This window comes from Parasphingorhabdus sp., from assembly GCF_965233695.1.
In the GTDB taxonomy this organism is placed as follows: Bacteria; Pseudomonadota; Alphaproteobacteria; order Sphingomonadales; family Sphingomonadaceae; genus Parasphingorhabdus.
On the sequence record NZ_OZ247497.1, the window covers coordinates 537562 to 558287 of the forward strand.

General features: G+C 57.1%; 19 protein-coding genes and 1 tRNA gene. 7 read left to right on the forward strand and 13 right to left on the reverse strand.

Annotated elements, in window-relative coordinates:
• Positions 1-86 precede the first annotated feature (86 nt).
• On the reverse strand, positions 87-629 hold the full coding sequence (locus ACO6S1_RS02515) for a nuclear transport factor 2 family protein (protein WP_422344789.1): 543 nt from the start codon (positions 627-629) through the stop codon (positions 87-89).
• 143 nt (positions 630-772) lie between these two features.
• Here ACO6S1_RS02515 and ACO6S1_RS02520 point away from each other — a divergent pair, with 143 nt between their 5' ends.
• Positions 773-2143, forward strand: coding sequence for an aromatic ring-hydroxylating dioxygenase subunit alpha (locus ACO6S1_RS02520; protein ID WP_422344790.1), 1371 nt, complete (start codon positions 773-775; stop codon positions 2141-2143).
• A 41-nt stretch (positions 2144-2184) separates the two neighbouring features.
• Here the strand turns inward: ACO6S1_RS02520 and ACO6S1_RS02525 are convergent, their stop codons facing one another.
• Together ACO6S1_RS02525 and ACO6S1_RS02530 are read right to left on the reverse strand one after the other, a co-directional pair.
• Positions 2185-2865: a crotonase/enoyl-CoA hydratase family protein gene (locus ACO6S1_RS02525; protein ID WP_422344791.1), complete on the reverse strand. Its 681-nt coding sequence runs from the start codon at positions 2863-2865 to the stop codon at positions 2185-2187.
• 158 nt (positions 2866-3023) lie between these two features.
• A tRNA-Gly gene (locus tag ACO6S1_RS02530) sits at positions 3024-3098 on the reverse strand.
• A gap of 232 nt (positions 3099-3330) precedes the next feature.
• Between ACO6S1_RS02530 and ACO6S1_RS02535 the strand changes: the two genes are divergently transcribed.
• Genes ACO6S1_RS02535 through ACO6S1_RS02545 form a run of 3 tightly spaced genes read left to right on the forward strand, consistent with a single transcriptional unit; the run spans position 3331 to position 5059 of the window.
• Positions 3331-4242, forward strand: coding sequence for a tetratricopeptide repeat protein (locus ACO6S1_RS02535; protein ID WP_422344792.1), 912 nt, complete (start codon positions 3331-3333; stop codon positions 4240-4242).
• Positions 4243-4244: 2 nt separating this feature from the next.
• A complete protein-coding gene (locus ACO6S1_RS02540; RefSeq protein ID WP_422344793.1) occupies positions 4245-4865 on the forward strand; it encodes an LON peptidase substrate-binding domain-containing protein in 621 nt (206 codons plus the stop codon).
• 8 nt (positions 4866-4873) lie between these two features.
• A complete protein-coding gene (locus tag ACO6S1_RS02545) occupies positions 4874-5059 on the forward strand; it encodes a Trm112 family protein (RefSeq protein ID WP_422344794.1) in 186 nt (61 codons plus the stop codon).
• Here the strand turns inward: ACO6S1_RS02545 and ACO6S1_RS02550 are convergent.
• The 7 genes from ACO6S1_RS02550 to mutS form a co-directional block, all read right to left on the reverse strand.
• Positions 5056-5673 (reverse strand): MarC family protein, encoded by a 618-nt coding sequence (locus ACO6S1_RS02550; RefSeq protein WP_422344795.1) that lies wholly within the window; start codon positions 5671-5673, stop codon positions 5056-5058. The two genes, ACO6S1_RS02545 and ACO6S1_RS02550, sit on opposite strands and share 4 nt — an antisense overlap.
• Positions 5670-6389: a hypothetical protein gene (locus ACO6S1_RS02555; RefSeq protein ID WP_422344796.1), complete on the reverse strand. Its 720-nt coding sequence runs from the start codon at positions 6387-6389 to the stop codon at positions 5670-5672. The genes ACO6S1_RS02550 and ACO6S1_RS02555 overlap by 4 nt, the downstream gene beginning before the upstream one ends.
• Positions 6390-6392: 3 nt before the next feature.
• Positions 6393-7295, reverse strand: coding sequence for a bifunctional methylenetetrahydrofolate dehydrogenase/methenyltetrahydrofolate cyclohydrolase FolD (gene folD, locus ACO6S1_RS02560; protein WP_422344797.1), 903 nt, complete (start codon positions 7293-7295; stop codon positions 6393-6395).
• Positions 7292-7594: a YggT family protein gene (locus tag ACO6S1_RS02565; protein WP_422344798.1), complete on the reverse strand. Its 303-nt coding sequence runs from the start codon at positions 7592-7594 to the stop codon at positions 7292-7294. Before ACO6S1_RS02565 ends, folD begins: the two co-directional genes overlap by 4 nt.
• A gap of 107 nt (positions 7595-7701) precedes the next feature.
• Positions 7702-8631, reverse strand: a complete 930-nt coding sequence (gene argB / locus ACO6S1_RS02570; RefSeq protein WP_422344799.1) for an acetylglutamate kinase — start codon at positions 8629-8631, stop codon at positions 7702-7704.
• A 42-nt stretch (positions 8632-8673) separates the two neighbouring features.
• Positions 8674-9252, reverse strand: a complete 579-nt coding sequence (locus ACO6S1_RS02575) for a peroxiredoxin (protein ID WP_422344800.1) — start codon at positions 9250-9252, stop codon at positions 8674-8676.
• Entirely contained in the window at positions 9252-11834 is a 2583-nt protein-coding gene (mutS, locus tag ACO6S1_RS02580; protein WP_422346275.1) for a DNA mismatch repair protein MutS, read from the reverse strand. Before mutS ends, ACO6S1_RS02575 begins: the two co-directional genes overlap by 1 nt.
• Positions 11835-12098: 264 nt before the next feature.
• On the opposite strand from mutS, the gene ACO6S1_RS02585 reads away from it, so the two are divergent.
• Complete coding sequence (locus ACO6S1_RS02585) at positions 12099-14369, forward strand: NADP-dependent malic enzyme (RefSeq protein ID WP_422344801.1); 2271 nt, start codon at positions 12099-12101, stop codon at positions 14367-14369.
• A 38-nt stretch (positions 14370-14407) separates the two neighbouring features.
• On the opposite strand, the gene ACO6S1_RS02590 is transcribed toward ACO6S1_RS02585, so the two are convergent.
• Positions 14408-14890 carry an outer membrane protein assembly factor BamE gene (locus ACO6S1_RS02590; protein ID WP_422344802.1) on the reverse strand — a complete coding sequence of 161 codons (483 nt, stop codon included), beginning with the start codon at positions 14888-14890 and terminating at the stop codon, positions 14408-14410.
• A gap of 201 nt (positions 14891-15091) precedes the next feature.
• Between ACO6S1_RS02590 and ACO6S1_RS02595 the strand changes: the two genes are divergently transcribed.
• Together ACO6S1_RS02595 and ACO6S1_RS02600 are read left to right on the forward strand one after the other, a co-directional pair.
• Positions 15092-15616: a ubiquinol-cytochrome C chaperone family protein gene (locus ACO6S1_RS02595; protein WP_422344803.1), complete on the forward strand. Its 525-nt coding sequence runs from the start codon at positions 15092-15094 to the stop codon at positions 15614-15616.
• Positions 15616-16158 carry a YceD family protein gene (locus tag ACO6S1_RS02600; protein ID WP_422344804.1) on the forward strand — a complete coding sequence of 181 codons (543 nt, stop codon included), beginning with the start codon at positions 15616-15618 and terminating at the stop codon, positions 16156-16158. Before ACO6S1_RS02595 ends, ACO6S1_RS02600 begins: the two co-directional genes overlap by 1 nt.
• Here ACO6S1_RS02600 and ACO6S1_RS02605 read toward each other — a convergent pair.
• Entirely contained in the window at positions 16155-18938 is a 2784-nt protein-coding gene (locus ACO6S1_RS02605) for a [protein-PII] uridylyltransferase (protein ID WP_422344805.1), read from the reverse strand. The two genes, ACO6S1_RS02600 and ACO6S1_RS02605, sit on opposite strands and share 4 nt — an antisense overlap.
• On the reverse strand, positions 18935-20641 hold the full coding sequence (locus ACO6S1_RS02610) for a class I adenylate-forming enzyme family protein (RefSeq protein ID WP_422344806.1): 1707 nt from the start codon (positions 20639-20641) through the stop codon (positions 18935-18937). The genes ACO6S1_RS02605 and ACO6S1_RS02610 overlap by 4 nt, the downstream gene beginning before the upstream one ends.
• Positions 20642-20726: the final 85 nt, after the last annotated feature.

Consider the following 20726-nt stretch of genomic DNA (forward strand, 5'->3'; position numbering starts at 1 on the left):
TGCGCGCCTTGTTCATAGTTTCGATCTGGCGGTGGTTCTTTTAATCGCCGCCATCCGGACCCGGCCCGCCTCGCCCTACCTTCGGCTCAGGATGACGCGCGGGTGACGGCTTGCTCATATATCGGATCATCAGGGTAGCGCCCAGCGCGGCGCAGCGCCGACAGGGCCGGGTGGGCCGCATCATGGGTGGCCGGGCTGTTCTGGCTCCAGCTCATCACCGGTTCGCGATGTTTGATTTTCCAGACATTGCCGCGCTTTTCGAAATCATCGAGATAGCGCCCCAGATAGGTCATTTCGCTGTCATCGCCCTCGGCGCTTTCCCTGTAGTGGAAAGCGAGCAACATGGTTTCAACCTGTGCGCGGTCTCCATCAAAAACGAAAAGGCTGTTGGTCACCATATGATGGGTGCGCGCATAGGCCTTGATGGCTTCCGCAAGCTGGCTGCAAAAGGCATGCGCCGGGACCGCCGCTTCGCCATAGGCGGTGGTCGCGTCGGGCCAGTAGCAGGATCTCAGCGCCGCTTCATCCGCCCGGTCCACACCGCGGCAATGTAACGCGAGAATTTCGGAAATCGCCGCGCGATCCGCCAATTCCGCCATGTCAGGAACATGTCCTGCCTCTGCTGCCATTGCCTGCCTCCTGCTATCGATATGGTCAATTTACCTGAGCGCCGGGCCCTTTACTATCACCGAAAAGAACAGGAGCGCGCGGCTCTTTGTGCGACGGTCAAATGTCTAAGCCGCAGCAAAACGCCGCCTGTCAGGAGCCAGCAATGCCCCATGATCTGACCAAACCATCCGATCCCAATCTGGCCCCGGGCGAGGCGCGCTGCCCCGGTCCGTCGATGCAGGATATTATGGACGCCGATGGCGATCATCCGCCCGCCGCGATGCGGACCGAGCAATATGAATTTCTCGGCGACGAGGATATCGGCTTTGACCGCTATATCAGCGAAGATTTCGCCCGGCGCGAAATAGAGCATATGTGGAACCGGACCTGGCAATGGGCCTGCCGCGAGGAGCATATTCCCGAACCCGGCAACCGGCATGTCTATGATGTGGGGCCCTATTCGATTCTGGTCGTGCGCGGCGATGACAATGAAATTCGCGCCTTCGTCAACAGCTGCCCCCATCGCGGGATGCAATTTGCGACAGAGGGCAGCAGCAGCGCCAAACGCCCCCATATCCGTTGCCCGTTTCACGGAATGACCTTTCATCTCGATGGCAGCTTGAAGGAAATTCCCTGCCGCTGGGACTTCCCCCATCTCAACGAGGATAATTTCGGGCTGACCGCCGTGCGCTGCGACACATGGGGCGGCTTTGTCTTTATCAATATGGATGACAATGCGCCGCCGCTATCCGATTATCTCGAAATCATCCCGGATCATTTCCAGCAATGGCCGATGGATGACCGTTATGTCGCGCTTCATACGCAAAAAGTGCTGCCGGCCAACTGGAAAATGGCGATGGAGGCTTTTCTGGAGGCCTATCATGTGCTCGAAACCCATAGCCAGGCCATTTACAATGCCGCCGACGCCAATGCGCAATATGATATTTTCGGCAAGAATGTCAGCCGCTTCATGCATGCTGTCGGTGTGCCAAGCCCGCATCTGAAACAGCCGGTCAGCGAAGCCAAATTATTCGAAAAACTGGGCCGCGATCCCGCCGATCTGCCCGAGGGCGCTTCGGCCAGGGCCGTTCATGCGGAGATGCTGCGCGAGGAATATGGCAAAGAATTTAACGTGGATCTGTCCGAGGTTTCGACCAGCGAAATGCTGGACAGCCTCGAATATTTCCTGTTCCCCAACATGTTCTTCTTCCCCGGCATCAATATCCGTCTGTGCTATCGGTTCCGGCCGATTGATGTGGATAGGTGCCTGCACGAAATACTGGTGCTGCAGCCATTGCCTGAAAATGGCGATCGTCCTGCCCCCGCCAAGCCGATCAAACTGGACATAAAGGACAGCTATACGAGCGTACCGGGCTTTGCGCTCGCCGAGATACTCGATCAGGATACCGATAATCTGGCGATGCAAAGGGACGGCGCAAAGGCGTCCAGAAAAGGCGCGCAATCATTGGGCAATTATCAGGAAGCGCGAATCAGGCGCCTGCACATGACTCTGGACGAATATCTGGCTGGTTAGGGGCAAATGCCCGCAATACCGATATTATTCTTTGCTGTGCCTCACATGTTGGGATGATTGCCGATACTCGCGCGGATCGCATCCAGCGTCGGCTTGCGCAGCGCGGATTTTTGATAGGCATAGGCCTTGGTCGACAGGCCCGCCAATTGACCGGCTATCGCAAGCGCTTGATCGACCACTTTTTCCGGCGCTGTCAGCATATCAAGATAGCCCGCCTCGACCGCGCCTTTCGGGTGATAGATATAGGCCTGAATCATCGCCCGGGTAAGGTGGCTGGCGCTCAGCCGGTCGCGCGCCAGTTCCAGCGCAAAGACAGGCAATTTCATGCCCGTTGCCGATTCATTGGCACCCAGCTTGAAATCGCCCTCCGCCCCGATGCGCGTATCGCAGGCCAGCAACAGGAACGTGCCCATCGCAATGGCATGGCCCGTACAGGCCCCCACGACAGGCAGAGGTCCGCCATAGAAACGCAGCAGCAGCTCACTGGCGCGGTCGAGCAACCGCACCGCATCGTCCGGCTTGAAATTCGCCATCGCCTTGAGATCGAAGCCACCGGAAAACCGCCCCTCGCGCCCCGCCAGTACGATCGCCTTGGCATCCGATTCCGCTTGATCGAGCGCATCGTTCAGTGCTTCCATCAGATCAAAATTGACGGCGTTGGCCTTGCCATCATCCATGGTGATCAAGGCTATATCGCCCTGTTTATCGACGGTTATGCTCATGCGGCCTCTCCAGATAATTCGATTTAACTGCTTGATTAAATCGGACGGCACTCCGCCGTCAACCGCAAAAATACTAGCTTTCCGCTCATCTCCAGCGATCGACCGGACCAAGTCCGCGATGCCGTAACGGCAATGTTATTTGAGATTTTCATAAAAACTGGAGCGGGCGAAGAGATTCGAACTCTCGACCCCAACCTTGGCAAGGTTGTGCTCTACCCCTGAGCTACGCCCGCTCGGCGGCTGTGACATGGGTATCGTCATCAGCAGGTGAGGCGCGCGGTTAGCATGGGTTATTGGGTCCGGCAAGCCCCATTTTCATATCCATGGGGATGAAAAGTAAAAATATGCTTGGCTTTGCTGGGTCCGACCCCACATAAAGCGCACAGAAACAAGAAAACGTTGCCCGATTCCCGCCAGAAATGGCTTTATGCGTGGCAACAGACAAATAAGATACAGGAGCAACAATTGGCAACAGCAGGACTAACAGTGGACGAACAAAAGGCGGTTGAAGAATTTCAACAGGCCGTGGTCGCCCCCAGCATGAACAATCTGGTCATCCTGGATTTCTGGGCTGAATGGTGCGGGCCGTGCAAGGCGCTGACCCCTGTGCTCGAAAAAGTCGCCGCGACCTATGCTGACAAGGGCGTGAAACTTGCCAAGATTAATGTCGACGAGAACAAGTTCATCGCATCGCAATTTCAGGTGCAGTCGATCCCGACCGTCTATGCGATTTTTCAAGGCAAGCCGGTTGCCGATCTGACCTCGGCACGTACCGAGAGCCAGTTGGGGCAGATTCTGGACCAGCTGCTGGAAAAACTCCCCATCGGTGCGGGCAGCGAAGAACCCAAGCAGGATATTGCTCCACTGCTCGCCATGGGTGAAGACGTCCTCGCGCAGGGGGACGGAGAACGGGCGGCGGGCATATTTGCCCAGATAGCCGACATGGCTCCAGACAATGCCGAGGCTGTTGGCGGTCTGGTTCGCGCCCTGGTGCTGGCCGGCCATTTGCCCGAGGCTGAAGCAGCGCTCGCCGGCGTGCCAGAGGCCATGGCCAGCGACCCTGCCATTGAGCGCGCTGGATCTGCATTGGCATTGGCAAAGGACAAACCGGATGACGGTGAAACGGAAGCCTTGCGTGCTGCCGTTGCTGCCGATCCAAAGAATCATCAGGCACGGTTTGATCTGGCCAGCGCGATGATTGCTTCGGGCGATCATGATGGTGCCGCGGACCATCTGCTGACCATCATTGCCGCCGATAAAGAGTGGAACGACGGTGCAGCGCGAGCAAAACTGCTCTCGCTGTTCGAGGTCGTCGGTCTGGAAGACGAGTGGGTCTCTGCCACAAGGCGCAAGCTTTCCGCGATATTGTTCGGATAGATATGGCCGAAACGAAACGCATCTCGATCTTCCCTCTGTCCGGAGCATTGCTGTTTCCGGGCATGCATTTGCCGCTGCATATTTTTGAGGAACGTTACCGCGCGCTGATTAACGATGCGATGGCACGGGACCGGCGGATCGGCATGGTCCAGCCGAAAACGGCGGGTGACATTCCCGAATTGTTTGATGTCGGCTGTGTCGGCAAGATCATCGACATCGAAGCCATGGACGACGGACGGTTCAATATCGTGCTGGAAGGCGTATCACGGTTCCGGATTATCGAGGAGATTGATGCATCCACCGCATTTCGGCAGGTTCGCGCAGAGATCGAGGAAAATGCCGAGCAGGATGAAGTTCTGGCCAGCGCCGAACGGGCTGCACTGGAAATTGAGTCGCGCAAATTTGCGGAACTTCAGGGCTATCAGGTCGATTGGGACAGCATCGGCCGGCTGGATGACACATCGTTTGTCAACGGCATTGCCCAAATCGCCCCGTTTGATGCGGCATCCAAACAGGCCTTGCTGGAGATTGACGGCCTCTCGAACCGTGCGGAGCTGATTATCCAGCTGCTCGAATTTTTCGGGCGGCAGGATGGCGACGAGGGACGCGTGACCCTGCAGTGACCGAGGCAATGCGCGACCAGAACGCAGGCACGTTCGACACCGAATTGCTGGATATATTGGTTTGTCCGATGACGCGGACGCCGCTGGTCTATGATGCAGAGGCACAAGAACTGATCAGCGAGGCCGCTGGTGTGGCCTATCCGATTAAATCAGGTGTGCCGGTCATGCTGATTGAGGAAGCGCGGACGCTCTAGAAGCTGGCTCTCAGCCCATCGACGACAAATTGCACCGCCAGCGCGCCAAGCAGCACGCCAAGCACACGCGTAATCACTTGCTCCACCTTGTGGCCCAATATCCGCATCATCGGACCCGCGAGCAACAGGCCTAGCAACGTAAGCAGCAGCACGGCGCCAAGAGCGCCCAGGATCACCAAAGTGCTTTCCAGGCCTTCATGTCGCGCCATCAGCAACATGACCGCGGCTATTGATCCTGGACCGGCAATCATCGGCATCGCCATCGGGAATATCGAGACATCCTCGATTTCCGGCTGGTCAATAATATCCTGCGCGCGGTCTTCGCGACGCTGGGTGCGTTTTTCGAACACCATTTCCAGCGCGATGATGAACAGCATGATCCCGCCCGCAATGCGGAAACTGTCGAGGCTGATCCCCAAAGCGCCCAGCAATTGCTCACCAAAAGCGGCAAAAACCGCCAAAATAATGGCAGCAACAACCACCGCGCGGATCGCCATGATCCGGCGCTGTTTAGCCGACGCGTTACCGGTCAGGCTGGCATAGATCGGGGAACAGCCCGGCGGGTCAATCACCACGAAAAAGGTGATGAAGGCAGAAATGAACAGCTCGGTCATTCGGCTGGCGCAGCCACGTCATCAAATACGACATCTTCCCATTCGACGCCATTCCACATGCGGACAATTATCGAGCGGGATTTGTCAGCAGAGCTTTGCGCGCTCCAATACATCGTGCGATCGGCTGAAAAACCGGATTTGTTTTTCTCGCCGCTCGGACCGATAGGTATCACCGGCAGCGCATCCTTGGAGCAGGTCGCGACGCGTGTGGTGACGAAATCCGGTTCGGCCAACGGCTTGTCGAGCGGCACGCCATGATCGAATATCCATTTCCACTCGACATCCTTGCCGCGCTGACGCCGGCTCTCTGCATCCTGTTTTTCCCAGATGGTCGTGAAATAACCGGTGCCGCCTTTGGCTCCTTGCCAGGCGCCGGTCGCTACGCCCATGCTGCCATCGCAGGACATGTAAATCTTGTGCGCCTGCCACTCGGTCGCCTGCGGCGGGTCCGTTTTATCCTTCAACCAGACTTGTGCGCTGACCAATTCTGGCGTCAGCATGATAGCGTCGGCAGCAGCGGTTTCACGAAAGGCGGTCCATTGACCCTTTTCCCGGGCCAGCCGGGCAAAGGCCAGTTCTGCTTTCACAATATCGCTGGGGTTAGCGACCGGATTGCCTGCGGCCCGCAAAAACCGCTCGCGGTCATTGGGCCGACCGTTGCTGGCGCAGCTCGCCAATATCAAAGCCATTCCGAACGCTGCCAATAACCGCTTCATAGACTATAATCCTTCAGGCTTAGCGAGACCGGCGCGCATTGATGCGGCGACCAATGTGTTGCGCAATAGCACAGCAATGGTCATTGGCCCAACCCCGCCGGGCACCGGGGTAATGGCGCGAACATGGTCCATCGCTTCCGCCGTGGCGACATCGCCGACCAGACGGCCTTTTTCCTTTCCCGCTTCCGGTGCGAGCCGGTTGATCCCGACGTCGATCACCACCGCGCCGTCTTTCAGCCAGTCACCCTTGACCATCTCGGCCCGGCCGACAGCAGCGACCACGATATCCGCGCGGCGCACGACATCCGGCAAATCACGGGTACGGCTATGCGCCATGGTCACCGTGCAATTTTCCGAAAGCAGCAGCTGCGCCATCGGTTTGCCGACAAGAATCGAGCGCCCGACAACCACGGCGTTCAGGCCCGAAAGATCACCCAATTGATCCTTGAGCAGCATCAGGCTGCCCAGTGGTGTACATGGCGTCAGGGCTTCCTCGCCATTGGCAAGCCGTCCCGCATTGATAACATGCAGGCCATCAACATCCTTGTCCGGGTCAATCGCCATAACGACGGCTTTTTCATCAAGATGACCGGGGAGAGGTAATTGCACCAATATCCCGTCTACCGCCTCGTCCGCATTGAGCTGCTCGACCAGCGCGATCAGGTCTTCCTGTTTTGTGTCGGCTGGCAGGCGGTGTTCAAAGCTTTCCATGCCGGCGGCCAAGGTCGCTTTATGCTTGGATGCGACATAGACCTGACTCGCGGCATCATCGCCGACCAGCACCACGGCGAGCCCCGGCGCGCGGCCGGTTTGTTCCTGAAATTTCGGGACTGCGGCCTTGATGCGTTCCCTTAGACCAGCGGCAAAGGCTTTGCCGTCAATTATCGCCGCCCCGCTCTTGGTCATAAAACCGGTATGAGCGCCGCGCCGAGCGGTGGAAGAATGGCATCCTGCAGGATGATGATACCGATAATGACCACCATCGGCGTCAGATCAATCGATCCGAAATCGGGCATGATACGGCGGACAGGGCGGTAAATCGGGGCTGTCAGCGCGTCCAATGTCGTCCAGATCGCCCGTGCGATATCATTTTGCAGGTTGATCACGTTAAACGCGAGCAACCAGCTCATTATCGCTTGCACGATGATGACTGTAATCGCGACGTTCAACAAAATGCTGATAATCTGAAACAAGGCGTAAAACATGGACGGAACCTTTTTATCTCATGATGGCCATTAAACGATAGTGGCGCGCAATGCCAAGCAATCTATGCCAAAAATTAGTGTATCATCAATATAATACAGTTTGACAATTAATCAACCGTTTCAAAATCGTCCCGAATAAGCGTTCCCGCGCCCTTGCTGGTGAAGATTTCCAGCAGCATCGCATGCGGTACGCGGCCGTCCAGCACCACCGCCGCGTCCACGCCCTTCACCACCGCGTTCACGCAGGTTTCGAGCTTGGGAATCATCCCGCCCGATATTGTGCCATCCTCCTGAAGGCGCTTGATCTCGGCCGGAAACAGGTCGGTTAGCAGATCGCCTTTCTTGTCCAGCACGCCGGCAACATCCGTCAGCAAGAACAGCCGCGATGCTCTGAGTGCCGCAGCAACGGCGCCTGCCATAGTGTCCGCGTTGATATTATAGGTATGGCCATCATCGCCCACACCAATGGGCGCGATAACCGGGATCATGCCAGCAGTTGAAATCGTATCGACGATGCTGCGATCGACGCGTTTCGGTTCGCCGACAAAGCCCAGGTCAATAATCCGCTCGATATTGCTGTCGGGATCGCGCGCAGTACGGCGCAGCTTGGCCGCCTTGACGAAACCGCCATCCTTGCCGGAAATACCGATCGCGCTGCCGCCAGCCCGTTCGATCCAGCTCACCAATTCCTTGTTGATCGCGCCAGAGAGGACCATTTCCGCAATCTCAGCGGTTTCCTTGGTCGTGACGCGCAGACCATCGACAAATTTACTCTCGACGCCAACCCGTTCCAGCATCGCACCAATTTGCGGGCCGCCGCCATGGACAACGACAGGATTGATGCCCACCGCTTTCAACAACACCACATCTTCGGCAAAATTGCGCGCCAGCGCCGGATCACCCATCGCATGGCCACCATATTTGATGACAAATGTCTTGCCGGCATAGCGCTGCAAATAAGGCAGAGCCTCGGTTAGGGTTTCAGCCTTGGCCAGCATCGCAGGATCGGGCGCGTGATTGGTTGCTTCTTCAGTCATGCCGTCTTTCAATCCAGCTTTACGGCAATTGCAACATGTTTATCAATTTTCGGGGGGAGCGGCTATCCGCGCGCGGGCCATTTGTTTCACCTTCTCCAGCGTCATTTTGACATGGCCCCGGGGGTCCTGCGCACTGTGAACCAGAGCAATTTTACTATCCTGATCAATCACATAGCTAGTCCGGTTGGTCAGTGCCAATGTCGGTTCCATGCGCACCTGATAGCCATCCATCACCCTGTCATCGGCCCGCGCCACGGCAAATTTGTCGCGGCATTCCTCGACCGAAAATTTGGTCAGCTCTTCCATGCTATCCCCGGACATGCCGATAACTGTCGCCCCAGCCGCTTCAAAATCGGGGGTTGCTTCGGCGAACATATTGGCCTCGATCGTGCAGCCCTGTGTAAACGCCTTGGGAAAGAAATAGAGCACGACCGGCCCTTTTTTCAGCTTTTCCGACAGGCTGACCTTGAACGGCTTGCCTGCCAGCGCACCGGTGGTTTCAAAATCCGGCGCGACCGCGCCGACTTCCAACGGTTCGGCATTGGCACTGCGGGAGCTATAGACATAGGCACCGCCGGCCAAAAGCAGCGCAGACATGACGATGATGATCCAGCGGTTCATTATTCTTCCTGTTCCAGCACCGATTTCAGCGCATAAAGTTGATCGAGCGCATCGCGGGGGCTCAAGGCATCTATGTCCAGTTCCCGGAGTGCGTCCCTCAGCATATCGGTTTTCGCATCGTCTTCGGCAAGGCTTGCCGCAAATAAAGGCAGGTCGCCGAGACCGGCAGCGAGACCACCGGTTTCCGCCTTGCCCGCCTCCAGCTTGTCGAGCACAGACTTGGCGCGTTTCAATACCGGTTTGGGGATTCCGGCGAGCTTTGCCACCGCCAGACCATAGCTGCGATCCGCTGGGCCCTTGGCAAGTTCGTGGAGCAGGACCAGATCGCCCTTCCATTCGCGCGCCCGCACGTGGTGCAGCGACATCGCGTCAAGCCGGTCTGCCAACCGGGTCAATTCGTGATAATGGGTCGCGAACAGGCAGCGGCACTGGTTGGTTTCATGCACGGCCTCAACCACCGCCCATGCCAGCGCGAGACCGTCATAGGTCGATGTACCCCTGCCGACCTCGTCAAGAATGACAAAGCTCTTGTCCGTCGCCTGACTCAGGATTGTCGCGGTTTCGACCATCTCGACCATGAAGGTTGATCGGCCCTGCGCCAGATTGTCGGACGCTCCGACGCGGCTGAACAGCCGGTCGACCAGGCTGAGCTTAGCCGAAGCGGCAGGCACAAAGCCGCCCGCCTGCGCCAGGATCACGATCAGCGCATTTTGCCGCAGGAATGTCGATTTACCGCCCATATTCGGGCCAGATACCAGCCAGAGCCGCTCATCATTCGACAAGGCGCAGTCATTGGCGACAAAGGGATCGCCGGAAGCGCTGAGCGCTGCCTCGACCACCGGATGGCGGCCCGCTTGGATATCGAGCACATTGCCATGGGTAAATTCGGGACGGCACCATTGGCCCTCGACCGCGCGTTCTGCCAAGGCCGATGCCACATCAATCCGCGCCAGCGCGTCGGCGCTCATCGCAATCAGATCCTTACGCTCGAGTATCTTGTCGACCAGCTCTTCAAAATGGGCCGCTTCCGCGGCAAGCGCATGGGCACCGGCCTGCGTCACGCGGACCGCTTCTTCATGCAGCTCGGTCGAATTGAACCGCACCACGCCCGCCAATGTCTGGCGATGGGTAAAACCGGAATCCTCGGCCATCAAACTGTCGCCATGGCGCGCTGGCACTTCGACAAAATAACCGAGCACCGCATTATGCTTGATCTTCAGCGTATTGATCCCGGTCGCCTCGCGATAGCGCGCTTCCAGTGTCGCAATCGCCTTGCGGCCATCGGAACCGGCGCTGCGCAATTCGTCGAGCGCGGGATCATAGCCCGCGGCAATATAACCGCCGTTGCCCATCTCGGTCGGCGGCGTTTCGACGAGCGCGCGTTCCAGCAGATCGACCATCGCGGCATGACCATCAAGCGCTGGCAGCAGCGCGTTCATCATATCGGGCAGCGCCATGTCGAGCGCCAGCCGCTCGCGCAACAGGCGCGCGCCGCTGAGACCATCGCGTATCTGACCGACATCCCGCGGACTGCCCCGTCCCGCCGAAATCCGGCCCAAGGCGCGGCTGATATCCGGCATGGCCTTTAACGCATCGCGCACGGTATCACGAATGGCCGGGGCGTCGTAAAACCACTGGACCACGCCCAGGCGCAGGTTGATTTTCGCCTCATCAAATAGGGGAGCTGCCAGATCGCGGCCCAGCAGGCGCGCGCCTCCCGGCGTGACCGTGCGGTCAATATTGCCCAGCAAGCTGCCCTTGCGTTCGCCCGCCATGGTCCGCTCAATTTCAAGGCTCGCGCGGGTCGCGCCGTCGATCAGCAGATATTCGCCCGCATGGCGCTGCACCGGTGGTTTCAGAAACGGCGTGTCGCCTTGCGCTGCATGTTCGATATAGGCAATCAGCCCGCCAGCGGCCGCCAGTTCGCTGCGTGCAAAATCGCCAAAGCCGTCGAGTGTCGAAACCCCGAATAGCGCCTTGAGTTTGCGCTCGGCCTTCTGACTGTCAAAATCCTCTTTTGGCCACTCCGTCGCCGCCTCCAGCCGCGCCGCCAGTGACGGGCTGCAGATAATCTCCGACGGCGCAATCCGCGACAATTCGGCGGTCAGTGCATCTTCGGAAATTTGAAGCAGTTCAAAATCGCCGGTCGAAATGTCGCTCGCCGCAATACCAATTTGCCCCTGCACCTCGGCCACCGCGACCAGCATATTGTCCGACCGCGCATCGAGCAGCGTGTCTTCGGTCAGCGTGCCGGCGGTAACAAACCGGATGATATCCCGCGCGACCAATGCTTTATATCCGCCGCGCGCCTTCGCCTCGGCCGGCGTTTCGGTTTGCTCGGCAATCGCGACCTTGAACCCGGCGCGGATCAGTTTCGCCAGATAGCTTTCGGCCGCATGGACCGGTACGCCGCACATCGGGATTTGCTCGCCAGCATTTTTCCCGCGCGAGGTCAGCGCGATATCAAGCGCAGCAGAGGCCAGTTTGGCATCGTCAAAAAACAACTCGAAAAAGTCGCCCATCCGATAGAAAAGCAGGCAATCCTGCGCCTTTTCCTTCAGCGCAAAATATTGCTCCATCATCGGCGTGCGTTTGGCATCGGCACCGGCTTTCGCAGCCGTTGCTTTTTTCTTGTCCGGTTTATGCTGAGTCCGCGTTGCCATGAGGATGCGATAGCCCAGACCCGTCGTTCAGAAAAGGCCGCGTATCAGAAACCTGTGCACTGCAAATAGACGAACGCCTCATGAAGCAACACTTGCTCAAACCATAGCAATCGGAGTAGGCACGATTAGGGACGCGCAGCACGTTGGCAGGGGATGCCAAAATCTGAATCACGGAGAGATAATTTGGCCGACAAAAACAAGAGCAACGTAGAATTTTCTGAGCGCGAAGCATTATTATTCCATTCCCACGGACGTCCTGGCAAAATCGAGATTGTGGCATCAAAACCGATGGCCACGCAGCGGGATCTGAGCCTCGCTTATTCTCCCGGTGTCGCCGTTCCGGTCCGTGCGATCGCCGACGATCCTTCCAAAGCATATGACTATACCGCCAAGGGCAATCTGGTGGCGGTGATTTCCAACGGTACCGCCATTTTGGGGCTCGGCAATCTGGGCGCGCTCGCGTCCAAGCCGGTGATGGAAGGCAAGGCCGTATTGTTCAAACGCTTTGCCGATGTCGATTCTATCGATATCGAACTGGACACCGAAGACACCGATGCCTTCATCAACGCGGTGCGCATCATGGAACCGAGCTTCGGCGGCATTAATCTGGAAGATATAGGCGCGCCGGCCTGTTTCATCATCGAGCAAACCTTGCGCGACCAGATGAACATACCCGTGTTTCACGATGACCAGCATGGCACCGCGATTATCGCGGCAGCCGGCATCATCAATGCCTGCCTGCTGACCAACCGTGATGTCAAAGATATCAAGGTCGTCGTAAACGGCGCAGGGGCAGCAGCCATCGCCTGTGCCTCGCTGATCAAATCACTCGGCGTGCCGCATGATAATCTGACCATGTGTGACCGCAGCGGCGTCATCTATCGCGGTCGCGACAATGTTGACCAGTGGAAATCCGCCCATGCGATTGATACCGATGCGCGGGACCTGACCGATGCGCTGAAGGGCGCAGATGTGTTCCTTGGCCTCTCGGCTGCTGGCGCGCTGCAACCGGAAATGGTCAAGGATATGGCCGACAAGCCGATTATCTTTGCGATGGCCAATCCCGACCCCGAAATCACCCCGCCCGATGCCAAGGCGGCTCGGCCCGATGCGATTGTTGCCACCGGACGGTCGGACTATCCCAATCAGGTGAACAATGTTCTCGGCTTCCCGTTTATTTTCCGCGGTGCGCTGGATGTTCGGGCAACCCGTATCAATGAAGAAATGAAAGTCGCGGCTGCCTACGCCATTGCGGAACTCGCCCGCGAACAGGTGCCCGAAGAAGTCGCTGCCGCCTATGGCGGACAAGCGCCAAATTTTGGCGTTGATTATATCATTCCCGCGCCCTTTGATCCGCGTTTGATGGATGTGGTCTCGGCTGCTGTTGCCAAAGCGGCGATGGACAGCGGCGTCGCCCAAAAGCCGATTGAAGATCTCGATGCCTATCGCCAGAGCCTGAAAGCACGGCTCAACCCGACCACATCGGTGCTCACGCAGGCTTATGAAACGTCCCGCCTGTCACCGAAACGGGTCATTTTTGCCGAAGCGGAAGAAGATGTTGTGCTGCGCGCGGCGATCCAGTTTCAGGATGGCGGCTATGGCACGCCGGTGCTGGTTGGCCGAGACGACCGCGTACGCGAAAAGCTTCAGGAACTGGGTGTCAGTGATCCGGATCGCTTTGAAATCCATAACTCCCGCAACAGCCCGCTGGTCCCCGATATGGTCAGCATGCTCTATGAACGCCTGCACCGCAAAGGCCATATGGAGCGCGATATCAAACGCATGGTCAATCAGGACCGCAATATCTTTGGCTCGGCCTTGCTGGCGATGGATCAGGGCGATGCCATGATCACCGGCGTGACCCGGCCTTATTCACAGACATTCAAGGATGTCGCCAAAGTCATTGATGTCGAAAAAGGCCGCACCGCCTTTGGTATTCACGTGATGGTCGGACAAAGCCACACGGTGTTTATGGCCGATACAACGGTCAATGAACGGCCTTCCGCCGAAGAACTGGCCGACATTGCCGAACAAACCGCTGCTGTCGCTCGGAAAATGGGGCATGAGCCACGCGTTGCTTTCCTAAGCTATTCGACCTTTGGCAATCCTGCAGGCCGCTGGCTTGAAAATATCCGCGAAGCCGTTGCCACATTGGATTCGCGCCGGGTCAATTTCGAATATGAAGGCGAGATGGCACCCGATGTCGCGCTGAACCCGAAACTCATGGCCAATTATCCGTTTAGCCGCTTGTCCGGCACGGCCAATGTGCTGGTCATGCCGGGTCTGCAATCGGCGAATCTGTCGGCCAAGTTGCTCCGCGAACTGGGCGGCGATGCGGTGATCGGGCCGATGCTTGTCGGACTGGATAAGTCGGTGCAGATCGCCACCATGGCCTCGACCGCTTCCGAGCTGGTAACCTTGGCGGTCCTGGCGGCAAGCGGCATCGCGAAATAGCAAAGCTGCCGGCTGGCGGCAAACCGCTTGGATGACTGTTAGGGGCGCGTTGGATCGTTGCTGGCACCTTGCGCGCCCGGTGCACCAACAGCGCCGATATTACCGAACAGCTCTTGAAAGAATGACCGCTCGCGACCCAATGTCGGCGTGGTGTCACCATCGGGGTTGATGCTCGCCACCAGCTCAAGGCCGGTACGGTCCACAGCGGTTACATTGCCTGTCTCGTCAAAAGTCACGCGCATGACCATCTGGTTGCGCGGGGTCGGCGAATTAAATGCAAGCTGCTTGGTTTCACGAGACACATAGTACCAGGTATTTTCCTCAAACTGCCCGGTAAAGGTCGGGCGCCCCAAAGTGGCTTCGACCGACGCGCGGTTATCAACACCGGCCTGAATCGCGTTGGTCAGAACGGGATCCACGATATAGCCTTGATGACCACGAACCTGTGTACAGCCGGACAGTAACAGCCCGCCTGCGACCAGACCGCTTAGCACCATGTGCATTTTCAATTGGCTACGCATTAACTCACTTCTCCAATAGAACCGCCAAAATGGCGTCGGGCGCAATCAGGGCGATTTCAATTCTAGCGACAGATTGTCCCCCGCTTGTCGTAACGCCCATTGCATCTCGCGCTACAAATATCAATATCCCCTGTATGTAGTCTTAACATTAAGCGTCAGGCGGGCCATAGGGAAGCTGGCGCAACACGGGGTTCCAGAATAATGTCTTTTTTAAACGAGCTGTTAGGGCGCAAAAACCCGAATCTGGTGATGCAGCCACTTTACAATGCCGTAATTGCCGAAGGACGGCAGCCCGACTGGTACGAAAAAGGCGCCGTTCCCGATACGCTGGACGGCCGGTTTGACATGATTGCCGCGATCCTCTGCGCCGTGATGATCCGGATGGACCAGAGTGACGAGGCGCGACAGGAAATTGCCTGGCTTACCGAATTGTTCGTTACCGACATGGAAGGCCAGCTGCGCCAGATCGGCATTGGTGATTTGATTGTCGGCAAACGGGTTGGCGATATGATGAGCGCACTGGGAGGACGACTGGGGGCCTATGGGGAGGCGCTGACCGGCGATGCAGATCTCGCCGCGGCACTGACCCGCAACCTGTATCGCGGGGAAGCACCGGAACCGGCCGCGCTCGACTTCTCCACAAAAAGATTTTCGGGCTTTTACAGCTTTCTCGTCGAGACAGCGACAGACCAGATCATCGCCGGAAATATTGCAAAGGCCGCATAATGACCGAATCAAAACCCTTGCCGCCACCGGAAATGTCCCGGATCATCAAGCTGTCCGATATTGGCGGTACGCCGCTAACCGGCGAGATCGTGGCGGATGAGGGCCAGCGTCAAGCCCTGGCCAAGCGATTTGACTTGCCGTCGATTGAATCCATTCAGGCTGACTATCGCCTTGAGGCCAAAGAACATGAGATCAGGTTTTCCGGCCATATCCGCGCCAGCCTGCATCAGGCTTGCGCGATTAGCGGACAGCCTTTTCCGGTAAATCTGGCCGAAACATTCAACATCATCTTCGTCGAGAAAACCGATCTTCCGGCCGGTGAGGAAGAAATCGAGCTGGCTGCCGAAGATTGCGATGTCATCGAATATGAAGCGGCGCAAATCGATCTGGGCGAAGCCATAGCGCAAACACTCTATCTCGCGCTGGATCCTTACCCGCGCGGGCCGGAAGCCGACAGCGTGGCCGAGAAAAAAGGGCTGAAAAGCGAAGAAGAAGCCGGGCCGTTCGGGGCCCTCGCGGCGCTGAAAGACAAGCTTGGCTAGGCTGCGGTCTTGGCTGGTTCATTTTGACCGGCGGCGTTGATCAGTTTCTTTTTCAGATTGTTCAAGCGGGTCTTGCTTTCAATTTTTCCGCCAAACAGGTCGGTGATATAGAATGTATCCACCGCCCGCTCACCATAGGTGGTGATATGGGCGCTGTGCACGGTGACCTTCGATTCAAATAACGCATAGGCCAGTTCGTTTAGCAGTGCAGGACGATCCTGCGCCGTTACTTCGACAACTGTAAACCGATTAGACGCATCATTGTCGACCATCGCGTTCGGCACGATAGTAAAGGCGCCAGCCCGCGAATGGGCCAGCGGCCGGGCTTCCAGCTTGGTAGCCAGTTTTGAGCGATTGGCCAGCGCATCTTCCACCGCTGTTTTGAGCCTCTTCAGCTGGGCATCCTCGGCAAAGGGCTGGCCATGCTGGTCCTGCACGAGGAAGTTATCCAGAGCCATACCATCGCGCGTGGTGTGAATCCGCGCATCGATAATATTGCCGCCAGCAACATGAATACCGCCGGCAATGCGATAGAAAAGACCCGGATGGTCGGCGGCGTAAATCGTCACCAGAGTCGCGCCGCGTTCGGGATAGGCCTCCGCCGATATCGCTAGATTATCGTCACCTGCACGCATCATCAGCCGGGCATTCTGCGCGATAATATCATCCGGTTCGGCAATCCAGTAAGGATCGGTCAGGCGATTGGCCAGCTTGGTAAATTGGCTTTTCGGAATATCCAGAGCTTCTGCCAATACAGCCTTCTTCTGGGTAATGCGCTCTTTACGGCCGCGCTGTTTGTGGCCGAGCAACAACATCTCTTCGGCGGCCTGAAACAGGTCGGTCAGCAGCTGCCTTTTCCAGCTGTTCCAAACCCCCGGGCCAACCGCGCGGATATCAACCACGGTCAACACCGTCAGCAAACGCAGCCGCTCAATACTTTTCACCTGGCTGACAAAATCCTGAATGGTTTTGAAATCGGAAAGATCGCGCTTGAACGCCATGGCCGACATCAACAGATGTTGTCGCACCAGCCATGCCACCATTTCCGTTTCATAGGGTTCAAGTCCCAGCCGCGGGCATAGTTTCATCGCCACTTCGGCGCCTAAAACGCTGTGGTCTCCGCCCCGCCCCTTGGCAATATCGTGCAACAAGGTCGCGACAAACAGCACCCGACGGTTTTTCAGCTTCTTGATCGTTTCGGTCGAGTTGGGATGATCATCCACCAGATCACCGCTGCCGATCCGCGCGAGCAATCCAATCGCCCGGATACTATGCTCATCGACCGTATAATGATGATACATGTCGAATTGCATCTGTGCGACAACCCGTCCGAAATCGGGAATGAAGCGGCCAAAAATCGAAGCTTCATTCATCCAGCGCAGCACGAGTTCAGGGTCACGCGGCGAACAAAGCACATCCAGGAACAGCTTGTTCGCCCGCCGGTCCTTGCGCACCTTGTTGGTGATCAGCTTCGCGTCACGGCGTGCCGCCCGCATCGCCAGCGGATGGATCTCCAGCTCATGCTTGTCGGCCAGCTGAAAAATCTCGATTAACCTTACCGGGTCTTCTGCGAAGAAGTCTTCATCCGGCAAAGCCAGTCGCCCACGATCCAGCGTAAAGCCGTTCAGCTTTTTGGGGCGCCGGGTAATATTGGGTATGAACCGCCGCACGCCGGCATTGTGGGTCTCGTCGAGATGCGCAAGAAACACACCGGTCAGGTTCCCGACTACTTTGGCGTTCAGGAAATAATATTGCATGAACCGTTCAACCGCAGACTTGCCCGGCCGGTCAGCAAAACGCATCCGCTTTGCAATGCCTGATTGCAGATCAAAGGTCAGCCGGTCTTCGGCGCGGCCGGTCATATCATGCATGTGACAGCGCACTGCCCAGAGGAAGTTGGCCGCCTTGCGAAAACGCTTGAATTCATCCGCAGTCAGCAGGCCGACATCGACCAGTTCCTCTGCCGAGGTCACCCTGTGGATGTATTTGCCAATCCAGTAGAGCGTCTGAAGATCGCGCAGACCGCCTTTGCCTTCCTTGACATTGGGCTCCACCACATAACGGCTATCGCCCATGCGGACATGACGCGCATCGCGTTCCGCCAGTTTCTCGGACACAAATGTGCGATCCGTACCCGACACGACATCAGCAAAAAACCGCGCCTTTGATTCTTCGTAGACACCAGTATCGCCCCAGATATAGCGGCCTTCCAGCAAAGCGGTCCGGATGCTGAGATCTTCGTTCGCCATCCGCACCATCTCGTCGATGGAACGGCTGCTTTGCCCGACCTTCAAACCCAGATCCCAAAGCCAGTAGAGCATGGCTTCAATCGCCTGCTCGGTCCAGCTGGTCTGCTTGAACGGTGTCAGGAAAGCGATGTCCACATCGCTATAAGGGGCCATTTCACCGCGTCCGTAACCGCCGACCGCCATCACCGCAATGCGTTCGCCTGCTGACGGGTTGTTCACCGGATATTGATGACCCACCGCGATATCGTGGATGATCCGTACGAGCTGATCGATCAGAAAGGACTGCGCGGCTGCCGCTTCATGGCCCGCTGACGGTTTTTCAATCAATCGCCGGCTGATCTCTGCCCGGCCATCGGCCAGCGCCGTTTGCAATAATGGCAATATTTCAGGGCGGGCTTTCGTTATGCCATGTTTGGCGATCAGCGCCTCAATCGCATCGACCAGCTTGCGGCGATTGATAATATCCCGCTGCCGGACAATCCGCTTTCCCGGATCAGCTGCCGGCGTGGGTATATTGGCGCGCGCATTCATCCGGTAGCAGCCAGCATTTCCCGATGCTTTTTCGCCAGTACGATTTTTGCGATTTTCGCGGTGCCGAGTTTCGGCAGCGGCTCGTCATATTGCCAGATATGGACCGGCATCTTGAACGGTGCGAGCTTGTCTTTGAGAAACTCCAAGAGCTGATCCTGCGGCAATGTTGCGCCGTCCTTCACATGATAGACCAGAGCCGGAACTTCGCCGAACCGCTCATCATCAACGCCGAAAATACAGGCTTCCGCTACAGCAGGATGGCTATATATGGCCGCTTCCACTTCCTGACAGCTGATATTCTCGCCGCCGCGAATGATAATCTCTTTCTTGCGGTCGACAATGAACAGATAGCCGTCTTCGTCGAGATAACCGATATCGCCGCTGCGGAAATAACCATCATCGGTAAAGGCTTCTTTGGTCGCTTGTTCGTTATTCCAATAGCCGGTGAAATTGGCTGACGAACGGATGCAGACCTCACCGCGTTCGCCTTGCGCGACCTTGTTGCCATCGTCATCGAGAATCGCGACATCCACAATTGGCGGCGTCGCGCGACCGGTACTATCCGGCTTTTCGAGATAATTTTCATTGGTGTTCGAACAACCAACGCCGTTGGTTTCGGTCAGGCCATAGCCAATGAGCGGGAAACCCTTGCCCATGCCTTCCTTGATCCGCTTCACATGTTCCACCGGGCGCGGCGCTCCGCCAGCCGCCATGGAAACGCAGGTGCTGAGATCATAATCTTTAAGTTTGGGGTGCGAATAAATCTCCATGCTCATCAACGGCACTCCAACAAAATAGGTGACTTTTTCCTTTTCGATAAGACGCATCGCTTCTTCGGCATCCCATTTTTTCATCATCACCAGCTTGCGGCCAATGGCAAAGCTGACGAGGATCAACGGCACGGAAGCGGTGACATGAAATAACGGTACAGCGACCAAGGCGGTTGGCTGGATATCCGGTAACGTTCCGGCTTTTTCCATCAGATGGGCCATCACGGCAAAAGCGCCCACAAAACTCATCGCCCCCTGCACCACTGCGCGGTGTTCGGCATAGGCGCCTTTGGACCGCCCGGTGGAGCCGGAAGTGAACAATATGGTCGCATTATCCTCAGGCCCCATTTGCGGCAGCGGCGTTTCTGCGTCCCCGCCTTTTGCCAGACAGGCCTTCAAACCTTCGAGCGGCGGCACGTCATGTTCGAACAAAACAATTTCGGCCCCGTGATCGCGACCCGATTCGGTCAGGCGCGCCGCGCGCTGCTTGTCGGCAAAAACAATCGAACAGCTGACATCCTCAATCCCGTCTGCCAGCTCATCGCCCTGCCACCAGCCATTAAGTTTTGTCGACACGCCACCAGCCATGGTGATCGCCATGTCGAGGATGATCCAGTTTGCCGAATTGCGCGCCGCAATCCCAATCCGGTCGCCTTTCTTCACACCATGTCCGGCGACCAATCCGCCGGCCAGAACGCGGGCTGCGGCATAAGTTTCCTTAAAAGTCAGTCGGATATCACCATCGACCAGAAATTCCTTTTCGGCATGCTGCATGCAGAAAAAGGCAAAAAAGTCTGAAACATTGCTCGGCGCATTTTTGAACATCGGCATGTCAACGCCATATTTATTAACCGAGGAAAGCTCCAAAAGCTGTCCCGGCTGTGTCATCACGCCGAGGGTTTCGTCGATCATAGCGTCTAATGGCGATGGCATTTCATTTTTCTCCCGCAAAGTCAGTTTGGGTTTCTCTCTTGGTATCGGAGAATTTCCCGTTATATGCCCTAACTATATGACGATG

Excerpts from the sequence above, each read along its gene's own strand:
- argB (WP_422344799.1), bottom strand. The coding sequence starts at position 8,631 with ATGACTGAAGAAGCAACCAATCACGCGCCCGATCCTGCGATGCTGGCC.
- mutS (WP_422346275.1), bottom strand. The coding sequence starts at position 11,834 with ATGATGGAGCAATATTTTGCGCTGAAGGAAAAGGCGCAGGATTGCCTG.
- ACO6S1_RS02525 (WP_422344791.1), bottom strand. The coding sequence starts at position 2,865 with ATGAGCATAACCGTCGATAAACAGGGCGATATAGCCTTGATCACCATG.
- ACO6S1_RS02550 (WP_422344795.1), bottom strand. The coding sequence starts at position 5,673 with ATGACCGAGCTGTTCATTTCTGCCTTCATCACCTTTTTCGTGGTGATT.
- ACO6S1_RS02575 (WP_422344800.1), bottom strand. The coding sequence starts at position 9,252 with ATGAACCGCTGGATCATCATCGTCATGTCTGCGCTGCTTTTGGCCGGC.
- ACO6S1_RS02565 (WP_422344798.1), bottom strand. The coding sequence starts at position 7,594 with ATGTTTTACGCCTTGTTTCAGATTATCAGCATTTTGTTGAACGTCGCG.
- ACO6S1_RS02595 (WP_422344803.1), top strand. The coding sequence starts at position 15,092 with ATGTCTTTTTTAAACGAGCTGTTAGGGCGCAAAAACCCGAATCTGGTG.
- ACO6S1_RS02540 (WP_422344793.1), top strand. The coding sequence starts at position 4,245 with ATGGCCGAAACGAAACGCATCTCGATCTTCCCTCTGTCCGGAGCATTG.
- ACO6S1_RS02605 (WP_422344805.1), bottom strand. The coding sequence starts at position 18,938 with ATGAATGCGCGCGCCAATATACCCACGCCGGCAGCTGATCCGGGAAAG.
- ACO6S1_RS02610 (WP_422344806.1), bottom strand. The coding sequence starts at position 20,641 with ATGCCATCGCCATTAGACGCTATGATCGACGAAACCCTCGGCGTGATG.
- ACO6S1_RS02545 (WP_422344794.1), top strand. The coding sequence starts at position 4,874 with ATGCGCGACCAGAACGCAGGCACGTTCGACACCGAATTGCTGGATATA.
- ACO6S1_RS02600 (WP_422344804.1), top strand. The coding sequence starts at position 15,616 with ATGACCGAATCAAAACCCTTGCCGCCACCGGAAATGTCCCGGATCATC.
- ACO6S1_RS02515 (WP_422344789.1), bottom strand. The coding sequence starts at position 629 with ATGGCAGCAGAGGCAGGACATGTTCCTGACATGGCGGAATTGGCGGAT.
- folD (WP_422344797.1), bottom strand. The coding sequence starts at position 7,295 with ATGACCAAGAGCGGGGCGGCGATAATTGACGGCAAAGCCTTTGCCGCT.
- ACO6S1_RS02590 (WP_422344802.1), bottom strand. The coding sequence starts at position 14,890 with ATGCGTAGCCAATTGAAAATGCACATGGTGCTAAGCGGTCTGGTCGCA.
- ACO6S1_RS02520 (WP_422344790.1), top strand. The coding sequence starts at position 773 with ATGCCCCATGATCTGACCAAACCATCCGATCCCAATCTGGCCCCGGGC.
- ACO6S1_RS02555 (WP_422344796.1), bottom strand. The coding sequence starts at position 6,389 with ATGAAGCGGTTATTGGCAGCGTTCGGAATGGCTTTGATATTGGCGAGC.